This window comes from Chryseobacterium sp. 2VB (assembly GCF_005503635.1).
Lineage (GTDB): Bacteria > Bacteroidota > Bacteroidia > Flavobacteriales > Weeksellaceae > Chryseobacterium > Chryseobacterium cupriresistens.
Map to the genome: position 1 here is coordinate 120,968 of NZ_SCNC01000005.1, position 17,715 is coordinate 138,682.

Here is a 17,715-nt window from a genome sequence, read left to right on the forward strand (position 1 = left end):
AAGAGAATACACGATGCATTCTCTTTCAATAAACTTCCCTTATGTTAAAAACTTTTCAAAACTTAACGGATAAAAAACTGGTTTTACTATTTTAACAACTGCAAAAATACTGTATTATTTTGCCTGTCTAAGTAATCGTTTCTCAGCTGCATATCTTTCATTCAAAGCTTTCATCTGATCTCTCTTCATCTTTTTGGTAGCAAGCGGGTGATTAAGGATCAGTTTTTTTTCAGTATTGTATTTTTTGGTAAGCTCTTGCATTTTAATATTGACCAACTCACTTTTTGAAGGGTGTGGAGGTACTGGCGGATGTTTCTGTGCAGCAACATTCATGGATAAACCTAATAACAATACTGTTGAAATTAATAACTTTTTCATAATGTTCATATTTTTGAATGTTTTCAATTAAACCAATATCATTTAATGAAATTCATTCCGGTTCACGATAAATCTTACATATATCATACCAAGATTTTTTTTAAGAAAGCATAGTATGTATCTCCAGGAGATGATTCCGCTTAAAATAATGTATATTGAGAAATGTCTGTTTCCGAACATTTATTGACATTAAAATCTTAATGATTTATTTAAAAAACATTTAAAATATTCATTATCAAATAATTTTCAGATGTTTTTTTTTATATTTTTGTGTTAATTAAATTATGCAATATGAGAAAATACATTTCGATCCTTTTATTGGCTGCTGTTCCATTAACTGCACAAGTAGGCATTAATACAACAACGCCTAACAGTACACTTGCTGTAAACGGTTCTTTAAGGGCTGGCTATACTCAGATTACTGCTACAACGTATAATATTCTGGCTACTGATCATTATATTACCTATAACGGAACTGCAGATGCCACCTTTACCCTTCCTGTGATCGGAACCGGGACAACCAGTTTTACAGGAAGAATTTATAAGATTAAGAACATTTCTCCGAACGCTATTACTTTACAGGCTTCCAGTGGAAATACTTTAAGAATTGACAATACGCCTGTTGCTTCTTTTGTAATCCCTACAGGAGCATATGCCGAAGTAGTAAACAACAGCAATACCTCCGGAGGAACATGGGATTTATCTTTTACAGTTCTTCCAAAACCAAGCAATGTAGAAATTTATGGTACACAGCTTTTCATTCCTCCTCATGCACTTGGAACAGCGGCCCTTGCTGACTGGACCAATCATACTAATACAAGCTTTGATTCAGGTTCCACGACTGACAGATGGTGGATCGTAAGTAAAACATCTGTTGACAGAGCCCATACTGCTTCCTATTCCAATACCAGCAGAATGACCCTTGTGTATGAGTATCAGGGTACCCCTTTCAATGTCACCAATATGTATCCCATTCTTACGGCAGGAAATAACTCAAGTTTCCCGGACGTATTTACAGCATCATTTGTAAGCCTTGCCAATAACGGTACAGGCGGCAGAACAAGACTTACTGTATCTGTAGCCCGTGTAGATTTTATCGGTACAAATGGTGCCACGACCAATAACAGTAACTGGGCAGGAACATTCCTACTGAACGTGCTGCTGGCAAGAAAGTATTAAATATCTTCAATATAATATGTAAAAAGAGCAGACTTTTCTGCTCTTTTTTATGGTTATAAAACTTCAATATTTTGTTTTAAAGGAAGGTTCTTCGATGAATTACCAATCATAATTCTGTACGTTCCCTTTTCTACAGTCCAGTCCATGTTTTCATTTAAAAACTGTAGTTGTTTTACCGGAACTTCTATGGTGACCGTTTTTGATTCTCCCGGTTGTAATTCGACTTTCTGAAAGCCTTTGAGTTCAATAATTGGTCTTGACACTGAAGCCAATACATCTCTTACATATAGCTGAACGACTTCACTCCCAGCTTTTGAACCTGTATTTTGTACTTTGACTTTAGCAATCACAGTGTCATTTTCTGAATATTGGGCTTTGCTCAATTGCAGGTCAGAAATTTCAAAAGAGGTATAACTGAGTCCGAAGCCAAACGGATATAGTGGTTCTCCACTCAGATCATAATAATCATTTCCTCTTCCTGTTGGATGGTGATTGTAAGTTAAAGGTAACTGCCCTTCATGAACCGGAAATGTGACCGGTAGTTTTCCGGATGGATTTTCAGCTCCGAAAAGTGTTTTTGCCACCGCATTTCCGCCTTCTTCTCCCGGATACCAAATGTCTAAGATGGCTCCTACTTTATCTTTCCACGCTGTTGTTTTTATGGCAGAGCCGCCTACCAGAAGAACTGTTACAGGTTTCTTCAGTTTTGAAACCTCATGAATAAACGCTTCCTGATTTCCAGGCAAACTTAATGATGATCGGTCCTGAAATTCACCTTCATGAATTCCGGCCGTAACAAGAATATAGTCTGCTTTTTGGGCAAGATCTAAAGCTTCCTTAAAATCTTTCTGATAATCATATAAACCATAGTTCCAGATCAATTCTAAATTGGCTTCGCCACGATTTTCATGAAATTCGATCTTAATATCATATTTTCTCCCTTTTACAAAATCTACATCCACTGTTTTGGTAGAACAGCTCAGCTTTTCCCATTGATCAATCACTAATTTTCCATCCAGGTATAATCTGAAACCATCATTCCCACGTAAGCCTATCTGATATTTTCCGGAATTGGGAGCTTCCAGTTTTCCGGTCCATCGGATACTATAATTGTCAGACTTCAATTTTTCCGGATCAGGAGAATATAAAGTCCATTTGAAACTGAGGTTTTCATCCTGCCTTCCAAAAGCCGGATTACCTTTTAAATCAGTATTGGCAAAATAGTATCCTGTTAATCCTTTTTTATTTTCAGAGGACAGATATTTGTTTGGAATTGTGGTAAAATCTTTTACATTCCAGTCAATTCCTTTTGAATACATAATTTCAGTCTCTGTATTGTTCACATAGTTTTTAAGGCCATCCAGTATATTTATTTTTTTGTTTCCGGGCCCTGAATAACCGCCTAATCTTGCATCCAAAGCATCCGCTCCTACCACCAGAATCTTTTTAACATTTGCCGGAACAGGAAGCGTCCGGTTATTATTCTGAAGCAAAACAAAAGACTCTGCCGCTGCTTTTTCTGCCAAAGGTTTGTGATTGAGTTTTTTTAATTCTTCAATTTCCTTAACAGAAACGTAGGGATTTTCGAATAATCCAAGCTCAAATTTGGCTCTCAATACTCTTGATACAGCATCGTCTATTCTGTCTTTTGAAATCCTCCCATCCAGGAACGGAGGCATAAAGAGTTGATAATGTTTATAGTCGGTTTGAAAAATCACGTCAAGTCCTGCATTGATGGCCTGTGCAGAAGCATCATCATAGTCTTTTGCTGTAAAATGCAGGACATTGGCGCCTCCTACTGCACTGGCATCACTGATGACAAAGCCATTGAAATTCCAGTCTTTTTTTAATTTTTCGTTTAATAACCAATGATTGGCTGTTGACGGTCTTCCATCAAGCAAATTATAAGAAGTCATCACAGAACGGCTTTTTCCTTTTGTAAAAGCATTGTTAAAAGGAATCAAATGGGTTTCTTCCAAATATCTTTTGCTCCAGTGAATCGGGTATGAATCTCTTCCTCCTTCTCCTACATTGGCCAAAAAGTGTTTGGGAGTGGTAATAATTCCCATCTTTTCAAAGGAAGTGACAAAACTTACGCCCATTACGGATGTCAAAAATGGATCTTCACCATAGGTTTCCTCTGTTCTTCCCCATCTGACGTCATTGGCAAGATTTACTACAGGTGTCAGAATCTGGCGGATTCCTCTCAGTTTTGATTCTTTTGCAATCGCTGTTGAAACCCTTGTCATTAATTCAGGATTGAAAGTAGAAGCCAGGCCAATAGCCTGAGGAAAAGCCGTAGCACCTTCCCGAACCAGCCCGTGTAAAGCTTCATCAAAAGGGATGATTGGAATTCCCAATCGTGATTCTTCCACAAAATATTTCTGAATGGCATTGATCTTTTTCACCAGTATTTCTGCATCTTCACTGGCATTGTATTTCAGCAGTTGTCCTGCTTCTCCTCCTCCCTGACTTCCTGCGCTTACCTGCAATCCAAAAATTCCATGGGAATACTGCCCTTTCGGAACGTTATCCAGATCTCCGGGAATCATGAAACACTGCCAGAATTTTTCTTCTGGTGTCATTCTTTTCAACAGATCCTGAACTCTGGCTTCAACGGGCTGCTTGGGATCTTTATATAAAGGTTTTTGAGCAGAGATAAATACTGAGCTCAACAAGAAAATTCCTAAAATTTCAAATCGAAGTTTAAAACACATCTAAAGAATAATTTAGTTTAAAATTTGTTCTTTTACCTTGAAGCAAAAGAACCAAAAGTTCAAGACCTGGAACTCTCCGCTAAAAATAAAATCTGTTCTCTAAAAATTCTAAAACTCGCGCGAATTTGATGTTAGTTTTTCTCTTCAACAGTTATCTCGCGCTCAAACAGTAGAATTTTCTTAACGTTCACAGACTTTATTCTCTTAACGCTCCGATTTCCTATGTCACTTTAATATAAAAATGAGTCACAAATTCAACTATTGCAGTATTTGAATGACAGTCGAATATTTTAACTGAGCTCTTTCTTTCGGTAAATTAATTTCAATTGAATTCCCTGATTTTTTCCATTGAATTTTGTTTGGAAGCCCTAAAATTTTCAAAGATTTTGGTGTAAAATTTTCCGGAATGGTAAAAATTAATGTTGATGGAGACTCATAATTTGTTTTTTCATCCAAGTGAAAAATATTTACTGTTTTCCCATCTTTGCTTTGGGTATAATAAAAATTTCCGTCGTGATAAGGCACAATGCTTCTTGTTGCAAAAACAGCGGACTGATTTTTATCCATCCAACCTGAAATTTCCTGTAATCTTTCATAAACTATCGGATCATAATCTCCGTTAGGTCCGGGCGCAATATTCATAAGGTAATTTCCTCCTCTTGAAATGATTTTAACCAATGTTTCAATGATCTTCTGGGAGGTCTTATAGTTGTCATTGGGAACATAAGAAAAGGAATCTCCAATAGTTATGCAGCTTTCCCAGGGAATGGAAAGCGCGTGTTCCGGAACAGCTTGCTCAGGAGTAACATAGTTTTCCCATTTTCCGGGAACGGTGCGGTCTACAATAATGATTCCCGGCTGATTTTTTCTAGCCATCGTGCCTATTTTGTCCATACCGATGTCCTGCTCTACTTTGATAGTGCGCTGCCATTCTACTTTTGGATCTATGGTGTGAAAAGGACGTACCCAGCCTCCATCCAGCCAGAGAATATCAACTTTCCCGTAATTGGAAGTAATTTCGTTCAGCTGATTAAATGTCAACTTTTTAAAGTTCTCCCATCTTTCCGGATATTTCTTTGGGTCATAATTGACATTTCTGTCTTTGGGCGGAAAATAAGACCACCAATAATCATCGGAATGCCAATCAGGTTTTGAAAAATAAGCACCAATTTTAAATCCTGCTTTTCTGAACGTATTGAAAATTTCTTTCGTCACATCAGATTTTGGATTTTTTGAAAAAGGGGTTTGGGGAGAAGTAATTTTATAATCCGACTGCCGGGTATCAAACATGGCAAAACCATCGTGATGCTTGGTGGTGAAAACCACATATTTCATTCCTGCCTTCTTCGCCGCGTCTGCCCATTTCTGAGGATTGAACCGGGTTGGATTGAAGGTAGTCTGAAGATTTTCATAATTTTTTACATATTCGTAATATGACTTCCCGTGTTCGGATTTTCTCTGTGTCCATGATTCGTCTTCCGGGCATATGCTCCAGCTTTCAACAATTCCCCACTGGCTATAGGTTCCCCAGTGCATAAACAATCCGAATTTCATATCCTGCCACTGCTCAAGATTCTGGACAACCAATGGGTCTGTAGGCTTCTGATAACCTTCTGATACATTATGAGCCTGTGAAAATGCAATTGAACTTACAAAAAGGGATGAAAGGAAAAAGGGTTTTATTTTGGATATAACCAGCATAAGGAATAGTTTTCTGCTAATTTAATTATCCTTTGGGAAACCCGCAAACATTAGGATTCCAACAAATTACGAATGGCATCATCAAATGTGGGATATGAAAATCGAAATCCGCATTCTGTGAGCCTTTCAGGATATACATTTCTGCTTTTTAAAAGCAGTTCTGTTTCTGTTTTCAGGAATACAGAAGCAATTTCCAGCTGCCAGACCGGGGCGTTAAGTCCGAAAGGTATTTTCATTTTATTTCTCAGTTTTTTCATCATATTTTCATTGGAAAGAGGATCCGGAGCGGTTATATTCACTGCATCTGAGATAGTTTCATGCTGAATAATCCATTCCACTGCTTTACAGAAATCTTCGATATGAATCCAGCTTACCATTTGATTGCCTCTTCCCTGTTTTCCTCCTAAGCCCAACCTTGTAATCATTTTCAGTTTTGGGAAAGCACCGCCATTATTTCCAAGGACGATAGAAGTACGAAGGGCAACTTTTCGTATTTCTTCATTTTTAACTGCAAAAAATTCTTTCTCCCAGCTTTTGCAGATATTCATAGAAAAATCGTCTCCGATAATTCCGTTTTCTTCTGTATTTAAGTTATTTTCAGAGTGAACATAAATGGTTGCAGAACTTGCATTCAGCCATATTTTTGGTTTTTCAGAACATTCACCTACTGCTTTCTGTAATATTTTTGTACTGTTGATTCTTGAAGAATAGATCTCCTGCTTATTTTTTTCATGATACCGGCAATCAACAGATTTCCCCGTAAGATTGATCAGAACATCGGCATTTTCAAGGCTGTTTTTCCATTCTCCTATTGTTCGGGCATCCCAATAGATTTCGTTTTTACGATGAGGCTTCCTGGTCAAAATGTAGACCTGATATCCTTTTTCTGAAAAGTATTTTTCTAAGTTTTCACCGAGAAATCCGGTGCCTCCGGCTATGATTATTTTCATTGTTTTGAAGTTTAAAGTTTTGAGTTCATATTGAAGGTTTTCCAACAGATTTCGCAGATTTTCACAGATGATTATGTTGTATTTTCCTTGTGCTTATTTGTGAAAACATTGGTGATATTTGTGTTTAAAATTGTTGCAACTATTATTGGAAAGTGTTTTTTTTCCACAGATGACACAGATTTTCACAGATGTTTATGAATAAACAAGATGTTTTAATTTCTTCATTTTTCAGCTGATGTATTTCCTGGTTTTGACCTGAATTTCGGAGCCTTCGGCCAGCATTACGGAAAGAGGCAGCTGATGATTCAGGCATTCAAAATTATTTCCGTAGATCTTTTGAAAATCGATTTTCAGCTGGTGATCTTTTACGGTGTAGCAGTCCCATTTTGGATGACATACTTCGTATTCGGAGGTTGTATTTTCCTTTTTTGTAAAGCCAAAATAGTGTTCTGTGATAAATTCAAATTCTGAGTTCTCTTCCATTGGTTTTGCTGTATTTTCAGACTTAATCTGAATAGAATGCCAGTTTTTATCTTTCCATGAATAACGGATCAGCAGTTCATCCTCTCCTTTTTCCATTTGATTTTTCATCTTCATCGTGTGATAGTTTTCCTTGTAAACAGCATTGGCGACCATGCTTAATGCAGGTTTGGGAACAATTTCTTTGATAAACACCACTCCTCTTTTCCAGATGCCTTTTTCTTTTTTCTTGACATAAAACCTTAGATTCACTTCTTCAAAATTCCGGTGAAAAGGGATAGGAAGGCCTAACAGTCTGGTATTTAAAAACATGAATCCCACCAGGCTTACATAGCATTTGCCTTTATAAAAATCGAGCTCTGTTCCTTTTGGAAGATAGGGCAGCAAAACTTCAGGATTGATTTCATAATTGATGATCGCCAGCTTTCGCCATTCTGCTTTTAAAAAGTTCATAACACTGTTTTTAAGGTTAAAAAATCGCAATCCCATCACGGACAGAAGATTCTGCAATAGTTTTGATCATTTCATTTCTTCTGAGTAAAAATTTCCTTAGATATCCTTTAAGAAAAATTGAGTTAAATAATTTCCCTAAAATACCCAGCGGAGATTCAAATTCGAAAATATCTGTCATCAGGGTATTTCCATTTACGGATTTAAAAATATGTCGGTGGCGCATGGATTTGAAGGCTCCTTTCTGCATGACATCAATAAACTGAAACGGTTTTTCCATGCTGATAATTTTCGTGGTGAGATTTTGATAAACTCCCAGATGTTTTGCCCGCCAGGTTACGGTTTCGTTTTCTTCAATCAATCCAGAGGTACGTCCTGCAATGGCTTTTTCATGAGACTTTGAGGTTGACTGTTGATGAAGATCAATATTTCGTGCCAGATCAAAAACATACTGAATATCTGCTTTGATGATTGTATTTAAATAGATGGTTGACATTTTTAAAACGTTTTAGCTTGTTATATTTTAATTCCAAAAGTGGTCAGAATAATGATTGTTAGCGCTATTATTCTAAATAATATCCAGGAAATGGTAGGAAGATAATTCAGCCTTAGTATTCTGCACCTTCTGATATGTTCCAGAAACATGATCAATACTACAATTCCAAAATATATCATATAAAAAACAGGAGTAAAACTGGTCATCAGCGCAGGAATTAACAGTAAAGTTCCGATTAAAGAAACAGTCATCATATTTCCGAGATAATCCCAGATTTTATCTTTGAGATAAGCTTTTAAAAAGATAGTCTGCCAAAGGATCTGGCCAAAGCAAACGGCAAATTCTCTCACGAAATTCCTCTCTAAATTCAAGTTCAGTTTACCGGAAAATATACTTAGGATATATGCTGAAAAAATAACAACAAAACCGATGTATGCCATTCTGTATTTCAGATTAAAATCCGGAACACAGGATTGTTCTGTATAGTCTTTTGAGGAAGGAATGATCTGTTTCCTGTTATAAGAAACGAAAGAATACAGTTTTTGAAAAAACCAATACAGAGGTTCTGTCCGTGCAATTTTTGCCAACAATGGAAAAGAGTTTCCAATGATGAGGAGCAGACTGTCTAATCCGTAAACGACTTCATTTTTGTTGTGATCTACCAGAGCAATTTCATTTTTCGCACGGTCGAAGTCTATCAGGATTTTATTTCTCAATGTGATTTCTGTAAAGGCTTCTCTTCCATCTTCATCCAGCATTCCGCATTTAGTAAAACCTTTGGAGTAGAGATTGCACATAGGACATTCATTGTCGTAGATTAATGTGTGGTTTTTGAGCGTTTTCATAATTGTGATTGATAAGATTCATAAGTAGTGTAACAGTCATAAACATACGCCGCTGCCATCACAGGGCTATATAAAAGAGCAGCCATTAAAACATATCCAAAAAAATCATTGATGTGTTTCTCTGTAAACAAGATGGTTACAATAATCCAGACCGGTACTATTACAATTCCATACGCGATATACAATGCTGACTTTTTTGTTTTGAAAAATAGTTTGATCAGGAAACTTACCAATTGAGGAATTCCTACTATAAAATAAAACAGAACAAATCCAGACAAACCACCAAATATAAAAGCCTGAGGTCCAATTATTATAAAGAATAACTGAATGTAATAATCATATTTTGCAAATGTTTTCATGGCAGCAATGGTTTTAAAGTGATCCTTTTCTTCTGAAATAAATAATCAGGAATAAGTGAATGATTAAATTTTTCATAATTATTATTAATTTTATATTTTCAGTAATTTTTGAAAATCACATTGAAATAAAAAAGGATTTTCACCCTCTTTATTTTTATTTCAACAGATTGGTAATCTTCCCTACCAGCCAGTGGTCATCACTTTTTATCGCCAGATCCATGATATTGTTGATTTTTCCAGTGACAGAACTGAAATCATTCATCAGCTTGATAAATTCCTGTGCTTCTTCCGAATCTTTATCCTCAATATTTTTTAACTCTTCAAGAAAGGAAATGACAGGTTCAATCTCTCTTTTTCTTCTTTCTTTGGTAATTTGCTTGAACAGATACCAGACATCTTTTTCTGCTACGAAATATTCTTTACGGTCGCCTTTTACAAATTCCTTTTTTACGATGCCCCAGTCTATCAGAGCACGTAGATTCATATTGGCATTTCCTCTTGAAATCTCCAGCTGTTCCATGACTTCATCTGTAGAAAGAGGTTTTCCGCTCGCCAGAAGCAATGCATGCACCTGTGCCATCGTACGGTTGATTCCCCAATTGGTAGCAAAGGTTCCCCAGGTTTGAATGTATTTTTCTTTGGCTTCTGAAAGTTGCATCTTGTTTCCTTTTTTAATTTCTGTAACAAATGTAATTATATTTTTTGAATTTTCAATAATTTTTGAAAATTACTTTAAGGTTATTTCTTTTAAAAAGATTTTTAATGATCCTTGTCAAGGTTTAAAACCCTGACAAGGATCAATGGATGTCTGTTTCAGTTTATCAAAATTAAGGTTCAATACTGATTGTAATCCCTTGGTTCCAATATTTTGCTTCCGGCATATAATACAGATATACGTTACTCGATTTTCCTGTATACGTTCCGGCAAATTCTACTTTGAGATCAAGATTAATAGTCTTTGTTTCCTCTGCATTGAAATGTTCCCAGTATAAAACCAGATAGTTATCGAAAATTTCATAGTAAGAAACCTGTTTTTTATCAACCATATCTTTCAATAAGGCATTTTGCAGCGTCAGTCCTGCCGGGATACCAATCTTTGCTATGGTCATCGGCAATTCACCGTTTATTTTGTTTTTTACAGTAATGGTCATTCTCCTGATCTCCCCTGTTTTTGACATTCCGGATTTTAATTTGGTCTCCATGGTAAGAGGAATATCCTTGCTTTCCGGAGCCTGAAGCGTGTAATATTGATATTCCAGCTTATAAGGCAGTCCATTCTTATTTGGATAATGAATATTAATCGTATTTTCTCCGGCTTTAAAAGCTGATGAAGTACTTATCATAGGTAAGGTTTGTGCTTTATTAATGGTAATCAGCGGTTTTTCAGTTCCATACAACTTATCATTTTTAGAGAAAAAATCAGATAATGCCTGGATTGCCAGTGTTGTGGCCTGCGTAGATCCGAATCCGAAATAGCCATTCAAACCAATAAGCTGATCAACTGCTTCAGCGATTTTCAACTGATTGAGTTTCTCATCTTTCTGAAGCGCCATTATATATAACGAAAGTGTTTCTGCATCTGCAGACATTCCCCATGAACCCGTAAAAGTAACTTCAGATTTTACCTTCTTTGTTTCATATTGTTTGTCCAGAATGTCTATCATATCGTCATATTCTTTTTGTTTCCCCAGATATGCTGCTGCATTAGCAAGTAAAGCCAATTGATAAGAATCTTTCGTAGCCAAAGCTCTTTTCAGCATTATCTGAAAGGAATCTTCAATTTCATTTTTAAAGCCCAGTTTGGATAAAGCATATACAACATACATATTTCTCGACCAGGAAAATTCAGAAAAGTCTTTTTGGGATTCATAGGGTTTTCTTACTTCGAATAATCCGTTTGCATTCTTTTTCGACAAAATAAATGAGGAAAGTCCCTGGATGAGCTTAGTATCCGGGTTCACATACTTCTTTAACTCCGTAAATTCCAGTAATGCGAATGCTGAAAGGGCGACATCTGATTCTCCGGAGCTGAAATATCCGAAACCTCCGTCTTTATTTTTATAACTCAGCAACTTCTGGAAGCCTTTTCTCAGGTTTTTTATCACCAGATTTTCAGTCGCGGTGTCTATTTTTTTATTTGATTTTAAATAATCAAGAATAAAAATGTTAGGATATACTGTTGAGGAAAGCTGTTCAAAACATCCATGAGGTTCCTTTTTAAGTTGCTCTATGTCTCCAAACATCTTCAAAGCCGTATTTTCAAATACATAATAGGATGAATACAGACTTCCGTTGATATACTCCGGAATATTGATTTTGAGATCTTCTGTTTTATTATTAATGATGGAAAACTGATGGAGAAATCCTTTTTCTTCTACTTTAAACGGAAGAATCATTGTCTCTCTGAAATCTCCTGATCTCACTGAAAACTGAATATCAGAATTCACAGTCTCATCAGCCTGTATTTTCACAAATAATCTTCCTGATTCTAATGGTTTCAGAGTGATAAGACTATCAGAACTGATGAGTTTCACATGGTTCGGTACAATAACGTCCATGGTCATTTTACGCGTTTCAGAAGAATTATTTTTAATTACCACAGGAATTGTCATCTGGTCTGTTCTCGTCAGGTACTGAGGAATTTTAGTATCTATCGAAATCAGACTCTGGGCAGCATATGTTGTTTCATCTCTTCCCAAAAGTCCTGATGCGGCAATTCCTTCTGTCATAATTCTGAAAGTGGAATTCGCATCTGAATTATAAAACTCTACTTTTGCTTTTCCGCTTTTATCGGTTTCTACTACGGGATTCCAGTAAAGCGCTTCTCTGTAATCAAAACGGTAAGAGGTACTGGTGGATTTATACTCAGGATAAACGAATTCTCTTGCCCCCTCATATGCTGTTAGTTTTCCATAAGGCACGGTTTCTATAGCAAGGTAAGATTTCGGGGTAATATCAAAACTTATTTCTGATTTTCTATTTTTGGATGAGTTGACGATCACTACTCCATTCACAGCTCTGCTTCCGTAAATAGCGGTAGCCGCAGCATCTTTCAAAACGGTAATACTGTTGATATCATTTGGATTAATCGTCGTATTAAAGTTTTCGACAGGAATACCATCCACAATGAATAGAGGGTGCTTATTGGTAATAGAGGCCGTTCCTCTGATATTGATCTGTTCTCCTGTCCCTGACTGTCCGGTACCTGTTATAACTAATCCGGCAACTTTTCCACTCAACAGAGAAGTTACGCTGGCATTCTGCATTTCCATAGAAGAAGATACTGTAGTATAAGCAACCGTTAATTGATCTTTCTTTACACCGTACCCCACAACAATTACTTCTTCAATACTCTTATTTCTACTGATGGTATCGGTTTTTGATCTGCCGGGATTATTCAGCTGACTGGTATTGTTTCTGTTTTCTTTTTTTACTTCTTCTTTTCTTTCAGCTTCCTTTACAATTTCTTCTACGTCTATATGGGTAAGTTTCTGTTTTGCTAAAGGATTAATATCCAGATTATAAGACAAAATTCTGATTTTCAGCTGATGTTTAGGCTGAAAGGACTTTGCAATAATTTTATAAGAATTATTTGCATTTAAATCCGAAAAATAGAACTTCCCGTTTTCAGCAACAGTCTGTTTGAGGATCTTTTTATTATAGGTATCCAAAAGAAAAACATCTGCTTTCACCGGCTTTTTGTTTTCATCTTCTACCACGCCATAGATGGTGTTTTTCTTTTCAGGAAGGTATTTGTATTTATTGCTCTTCACAATTTCCGGAATAGGCTCAAAATATCGGTAACCGTTTGTCAGCATCACAAGATCTAAGCTTTTATCTGCTTTTTCTTCTTTTTTATCGAAATAAAACTGAGGTTTTTCAATTTTCCCTTTGAGCTCAGAATCCATCAAAAGCCAGGAAATAATATGATTTTGTTTATCATCGGCATAAGTCCATAGCTTATCATCTACCACACTTATTCCAAGATTAGCGGGAACAGGTTTATTATTTTCATCGGTAGTTTCAATATTCAGCATTACTTTTTCCCTCGGCAGATAATGCTGCTTTACAGGGGTAACTTTTATATTCAGATGGTTTACTTTATTGGTAAAAACAATCCTTTCTGCAAGCGGCATACTATTTTCCAGAATGGTAAACCTACAGATTCCTGTGGGGAAATTCTTTTCTGCAATTTCCAAAGAATTCATTCCTTTTTTCAGCGAAATGATTTTGCTGTAAACGTCTTTTCCGCGGAAACTTCCCAACAGGGTAATTGTTTTTTCCTGGGTAGAAACGATGGTAACATTCAGGTTTTTATTTTCATTCCGAATATTCAAAACCAGTCCTTCATTTTTTGCTGCCGGGAGATTAAAAGTCTGGGTAATATTTTCCGGTTTCAGCACTTTTGCATAATAAGTTTCTCCTATTTTAGGCGTAACCCGGAAGTTTCCCATTCCAAAATTATAGGCTGAAATTTCTTTTATTTTTTCATGATTCTGATTGTAAACAGCCAAAACAGCATCTACAGGCTTTTCAAACTCATCCAGAATTTTAAAGGCGATATTCTGTTCTATTCCATTGATAAAAGTTCCGCCTTCTGGTAAGAATTTCACATCCAGATTATTCAGAACAACAGGAATATTTCTGGAGATGGATTCGGTAAATCCGTCAAAATTCACCTTGATATTCAAAAGAGCATCAGAGGATTTCAAAACTTCAGGAAGCTTAAAGGTCAACAGTTTTCTACCTTCTTTATCGGTAATAAGTTTTCCTTCTGAAACGGTTTCTCCGTTGTGCATTACGGTGTAATCTGCTTCGTAAAAAGGAATAGGAAGATTGCTAAGACTTCTCATTGAAAAATCGGCACTTACCTCATCTCCCGGGCCATATCCTTTTTTAGGAAAATCAAGCTTCATTAAAATCCTTGGTGATACAATTTTCTGGAGGGTAATTTCTTTTTCGAAGGTATTTTTCCCTTCTTCATTCTGCATCCAGTTGGTAAAAGCTCTGATTTTATAGATACCACCCTTCATATCTTCAGCAAAATAGAAATCTCCCAGGGCGTATCCATTGGTAATTTCATATTTCAATTTTTTCACAACACTTCCTGCAGGGTCTGTTATTTCGAAATTTACGACTCTGCTTTCTTCGACCGGTAAATTATTGTTTCCTTTTACCACATATATTTTAAAATACATTTGCTCCCAAGGTTTATAAAAAACATGATTGGTCTGGATGTAGGTTTTTTCTTTTTCAAAGTCCTGAAATGGTTGCTGGCCTTTCACAGAAAAGGCTGAAAACAATAAGCACAGCAGGATGATATAGGTTGATATAAACTTGAGATTCATGAGTTAAAATTTAAGTGAAACAATACAGCCAAATGTTTTAAAGGAAGGAAGATTAAAAAAATCCAATCCTCTTCCATTGCTCATATCGTAGAAATTCTGGTTGGGATCTACCCCATTATTAGCCTGCCAGAGCATGATATTGTTTACATAAAAAGTCAGTTTAAGATTCTGTTTCCTGTTGTTAATCGGGAAATCTGAGGAAACGGATATATTGTTGATTCTTATATAATCTGCCTTTTGAACATAATTTTCAGCCACGCCTAAATAACCATACCTCGACCACCTGTTTTCCATAACATTCTGGTTGGGATCATAGAAATCCACAGGAATCTGGTTGGCAGTTCCATTGGCCTGTACACCTTCGAAAATATAATTTTTGATGTTCCTTTCTTCTCCTGAGCCGTAAGAACGACCGTAGTAATCGAGAACCGCCTGTGTCCCGTTCCAAAGGTGGCCTCCTTTTTTCCATTCCCAATTGATATCTAAAGACCAGTTTTTGTAGGCAAAACTGTGATTGAATTTCATCACAAAATCCGGTGTAGGATCTGCAATAATTTTCATTCCGTCTGCTTTTTTAGGAAAACCGAACTCATCAATGATCAGTTGTCCGGCTGCATTTCTTTCAAAGTAACTGCCTATCACAGCACCCAAAACCTGACCTTCTGATAGTGTTTTATAAATATCTTTGAATCCTGAAACCGCCAGATCCTGATATCCCGGAGCTATCCGGTCTACAATATCTTTATATTTGAAAAAGGAAACTTTATGGGTGGTATACATATCGTATCCCAGACGTAATCGTTCGTAAGCAAAATTGAATTCATATCCGCTGTAGGTATGATCTGCTATATTCTTTAACCTCAGCTGATTGTTTTCAAAGACAGGAAAAATATCGTCAGTATTCTTTTTATTAAAATATTCTCCATCTACACTTATTTTATACCCAAGATTCAGCCTGGCTCCAATTTTCCATTCCTGAGTATTAATATTAGATAAACCCCGGAAGCTTTCTACTTCCTGCACCGGAAAGTATTGATTGTAATTTTCCGCATTAAGCAAAGTAGTAGAATACGAAGCATAGGATCTTGTAATTTCCGGCTCGGAGCTTAATTGTGTATAGCTTCCCAACAATTTAAAATTGTAATTATACCAATTGAAGATCTCATTGAACTTCAGATAAAAGTTAGCCTTTGGAAGCCAATAATTATTTTTAATAGAAGTATTAGAGATATAAAATGAATTTCCAAGATTAAGACCTGCTTCGAAATCATAATCGCGGATGTTCATATTATAATTAAAAATATGATCCTGTGAAGTTCTCTGATAGAGATATCTTTGAAGGGTAAGGCTGTTATAAATGTCAGATTTTTTATCATTTAAAATAAAATTCAGGCTGAAAGTATTTCTAAAGTCATAGTTTCCCAATGAATAAGAGCCCTGTATATTGGAATGATAGGAGCTGTTGTTTTGAATCCTTTCATTCGATACACCGCTGATGAAACCATAAGTAGAAGGTTTATATTGGTCCTGATTCCAGGTAGTAATACTTTCATAGGACTGAGTAATATTCAGTTTAAACTGATCCCAGTCTTTCGCTACGCTGAGACTCAACTGTCTGTCCCGATTCTTATAGCGGTATTGGCTATCCTGCTCAAAAAGGAAAGAGGGATTGTCTGCATATTTGCTGTAGCTTCTCTGCGAACCGTTATTCAGGAAAGTATTTTGTTCATTTGAAAAAGAAACCGGCGTTAACAATGAGTTTTGGTAAGCTCTGTTGAACAGCCCTATTCTATTGGTATTCGTAGCTTTATCTTCTTCGTAGTTAAAAGCAAGATTAATGGAATATCTACCCAAATCTGCATTCACCTTTGCTTTAAGGGTATTGGTAATATCAAACTGATCAATAAAATACATCTGGTTCTTTTGCTGCCCCAGATTCAGTGCAAGACGGAGTTTTTCATTGTTACCCTGTTGTATAAAAGCATTTACATTCAACCGGTTATTATAACCTACCGTTGTTCTAAAGAGGTTATTATCATATCCTTTTGCACGCTGAAGTCCATTAATCCACGGAATCAGTTTTCCATTCTGATCGTACTCATAAGGTAATCCATTAAATCCAAGGGTAGATAGCTCTGGTCCAAAACTAAACATTTCATTCGTTTCAGGGCCTTTCCAAACAAGGTTTCCATTTTCAGATCTTCCCTGGACATACTTATTTTGAGTCCCCGGAACAGCATTCCTGCTTTTAATATCAAAAGATGTGGTAAAGCTTCCGTTAAAGAGCAATGTTGTCTTATTGATCCTTTTTAAAACATAAACACTGTCGTTCTTTTGCTTTAATTTTCTTATTTTATCAAAATAAGAATGTGATCTTTTACTGAGTTGGGTTTTAGTTTTTTCAATACTGAAATCGTCTTTAATCTCCTTTGAAACAAGACTGTCATAGGCTTTACTGTAAATATTATCTACACTTTTATTTCCTGTCTGATTTTCCAGAATCGTTTTTAATTCCCTGAGTTCATAAGAAGAAATAACATGGGTATTTTTCCCCTGGTTCCACACTAGGGTATCATAAGGCTTAGCTGCAATAATGGCAAATCCCTTTTCATCAGTCAGTTCATAAATACCACTGTTTTTATTACAAACCTTTAAAAAGTTCTGTTCTTTATCCTTAGATGTTAAAAATTTTCCAGAATAGTACAATTGTGAATTTTGTGCCTGTAATAAGGTAATTGTAAATGGCAATAACAACAAATAATTCTTTTTCATCAGTTATTAGTATGCTTAAAAATATAAAAAAAGAAATTTC

At 36.1% G+C, this 17,715-nt stretch carries 12 protein-coding genes; 1 reads left to right on the forward strand and 11 read right to left on the reverse strand.

Annotated features, from left to right (window positions below; all coding sequences use genetic code 11):
* Positions 1-114 precede the first annotated feature (114 nt).
* Positions 115-378 (reverse strand): hypothetical protein, encoded by a 264-nt coding sequence (locus FFS26_RS07195; protein WP_228406523.1) that lies wholly within the window; start codon positions 376-378, stop codon positions 115-117.
* Positions 379-669: 291 nt separating this feature from the next.
* On the opposite strand from FFS26_RS07195, the gene FFS26_RS07200 reads away from it, so the two are divergent.
* Positions 670-1,557 (forward strand): hypothetical protein, encoded by an 888-nt coding sequence (locus tag FFS26_RS07200; RefSeq protein WP_137904684.1) that lies wholly within the window; start codon positions 670-672, stop codon positions 1,555-1,557.
* A gap of 53 nt (positions 1,558-1,610) precedes the next feature.
* Here the strand turns inward: FFS26_RS07200 and FFS26_RS07205 are convergent, their stop codons facing one another.
* The 10 genes from FFS26_RS07205 to FFS26_RS07250 all read right to left on the reverse strand — a co-directional run bounded on the left by FFS26_RS07205 (position 1,611) and on the right by FFS26_RS07250 (position 17,675).
* Positions 1,611-4,274, reverse strand: a complete 2,664-nt coding sequence (locus FFS26_RS07205; RefSeq protein WP_137904685.1) for a beta-glucosidase — start codon at positions 4,272-4,274, stop codon at positions 1,611-1,613.
* A gap of 258 nt (positions 4,275-4,532) precedes the next feature.
* Positions 4,533-5,975: an alpha-L-fucosidase gene (locus FFS26_RS07210; protein ID WP_137904686.1), complete on the reverse strand. Its 1,443-nt coding sequence runs from the start codon at positions 5,973-5,975 to the stop codon at positions 4,533-4,535.
* A gap of 50 nt (positions 5,976-6,025) precedes the next feature.
* Positions 6,026-6,925, reverse strand: a complete 900-nt coding sequence (locus tag FFS26_RS07215) for a TIGR01777 family oxidoreductase (RefSeq protein WP_171006258.1) — start codon at positions 6,923-6,925, stop codon at positions 6,026-6,028.
* A 228-nt stretch (positions 6,926-7,153) separates the two neighbouring features.
* Positions 7,154-7,858 (reverse strand): YqjF family protein, encoded by a 705-nt coding sequence (locus FFS26_RS07220; RefSeq protein WP_110010525.1) that lies wholly within the window; start codon positions 7,856-7,858, stop codon positions 7,154-7,156.
* 16 nt (positions 7,859-7,874) lie between these two features.
* Positions 7,875-8,351, reverse strand: coding sequence for an SRPBCC family protein (locus FFS26_RS07225; protein WP_110010451.1), 477 nt, complete (start codon positions 8,349-8,351; stop codon positions 7,875-7,877).
* 20 nt (positions 8,352-8,371) lie between these two features.
* Complete coding sequence (locus FFS26_RS07230; RefSeq protein WP_137904688.1) at positions 8,372-9,196, reverse strand: DCC1-like thiol-disulfide oxidoreductase family protein; 825 nt, start codon at positions 9,194-9,196, stop codon at positions 8,372-8,374.
* Entirely contained in the window at positions 9,193-9,555 is a 363-nt protein-coding gene (locus FFS26_RS07235; RefSeq protein WP_137904689.1) for a hypothetical protein, read from the reverse strand. The genes FFS26_RS07230 and FFS26_RS07235 overlap by 4 nt, the downstream gene beginning before the upstream one ends.
* A 154-nt stretch (positions 9,556-9,709) precedes the next feature.
* A complete protein-coding gene (locus FFS26_RS07240; RefSeq protein WP_034696386.1) occupies positions 9,710-10,213 on the reverse strand; it encodes a GbsR/MarR family transcriptional regulator in 504 nt (167 codons plus the stop codon).
* A gap of 169 nt (positions 10,214-10,382) precedes the next feature.
* The gene (locus FFS26_RS07245) at positions 10,383-14,903 is read right to left on the reverse strand and encodes a TonB-dependent receptor plug domain-containing protein (RefSeq protein ID WP_137904690.1); all 4,521 of its coding nucleotides are present in this window, start codon (positions 14,901-14,903) and stop codon (positions 10,383-10,385) included.
* Positions 14,904-14,906: 3 nt separating this feature from the next.
* The gene (locus FFS26_RS07250; RefSeq protein WP_137904691.1) at positions 14,907-17,675 is read right to left on the reverse strand and encodes a hypothetical protein; all 2,769 of its coding nucleotides are present in this window, start codon (positions 17,673-17,675) and stop codon (positions 14,907-14,909) included.
* Positions 17,676-17,715: the final 40 nt, after the last annotated feature.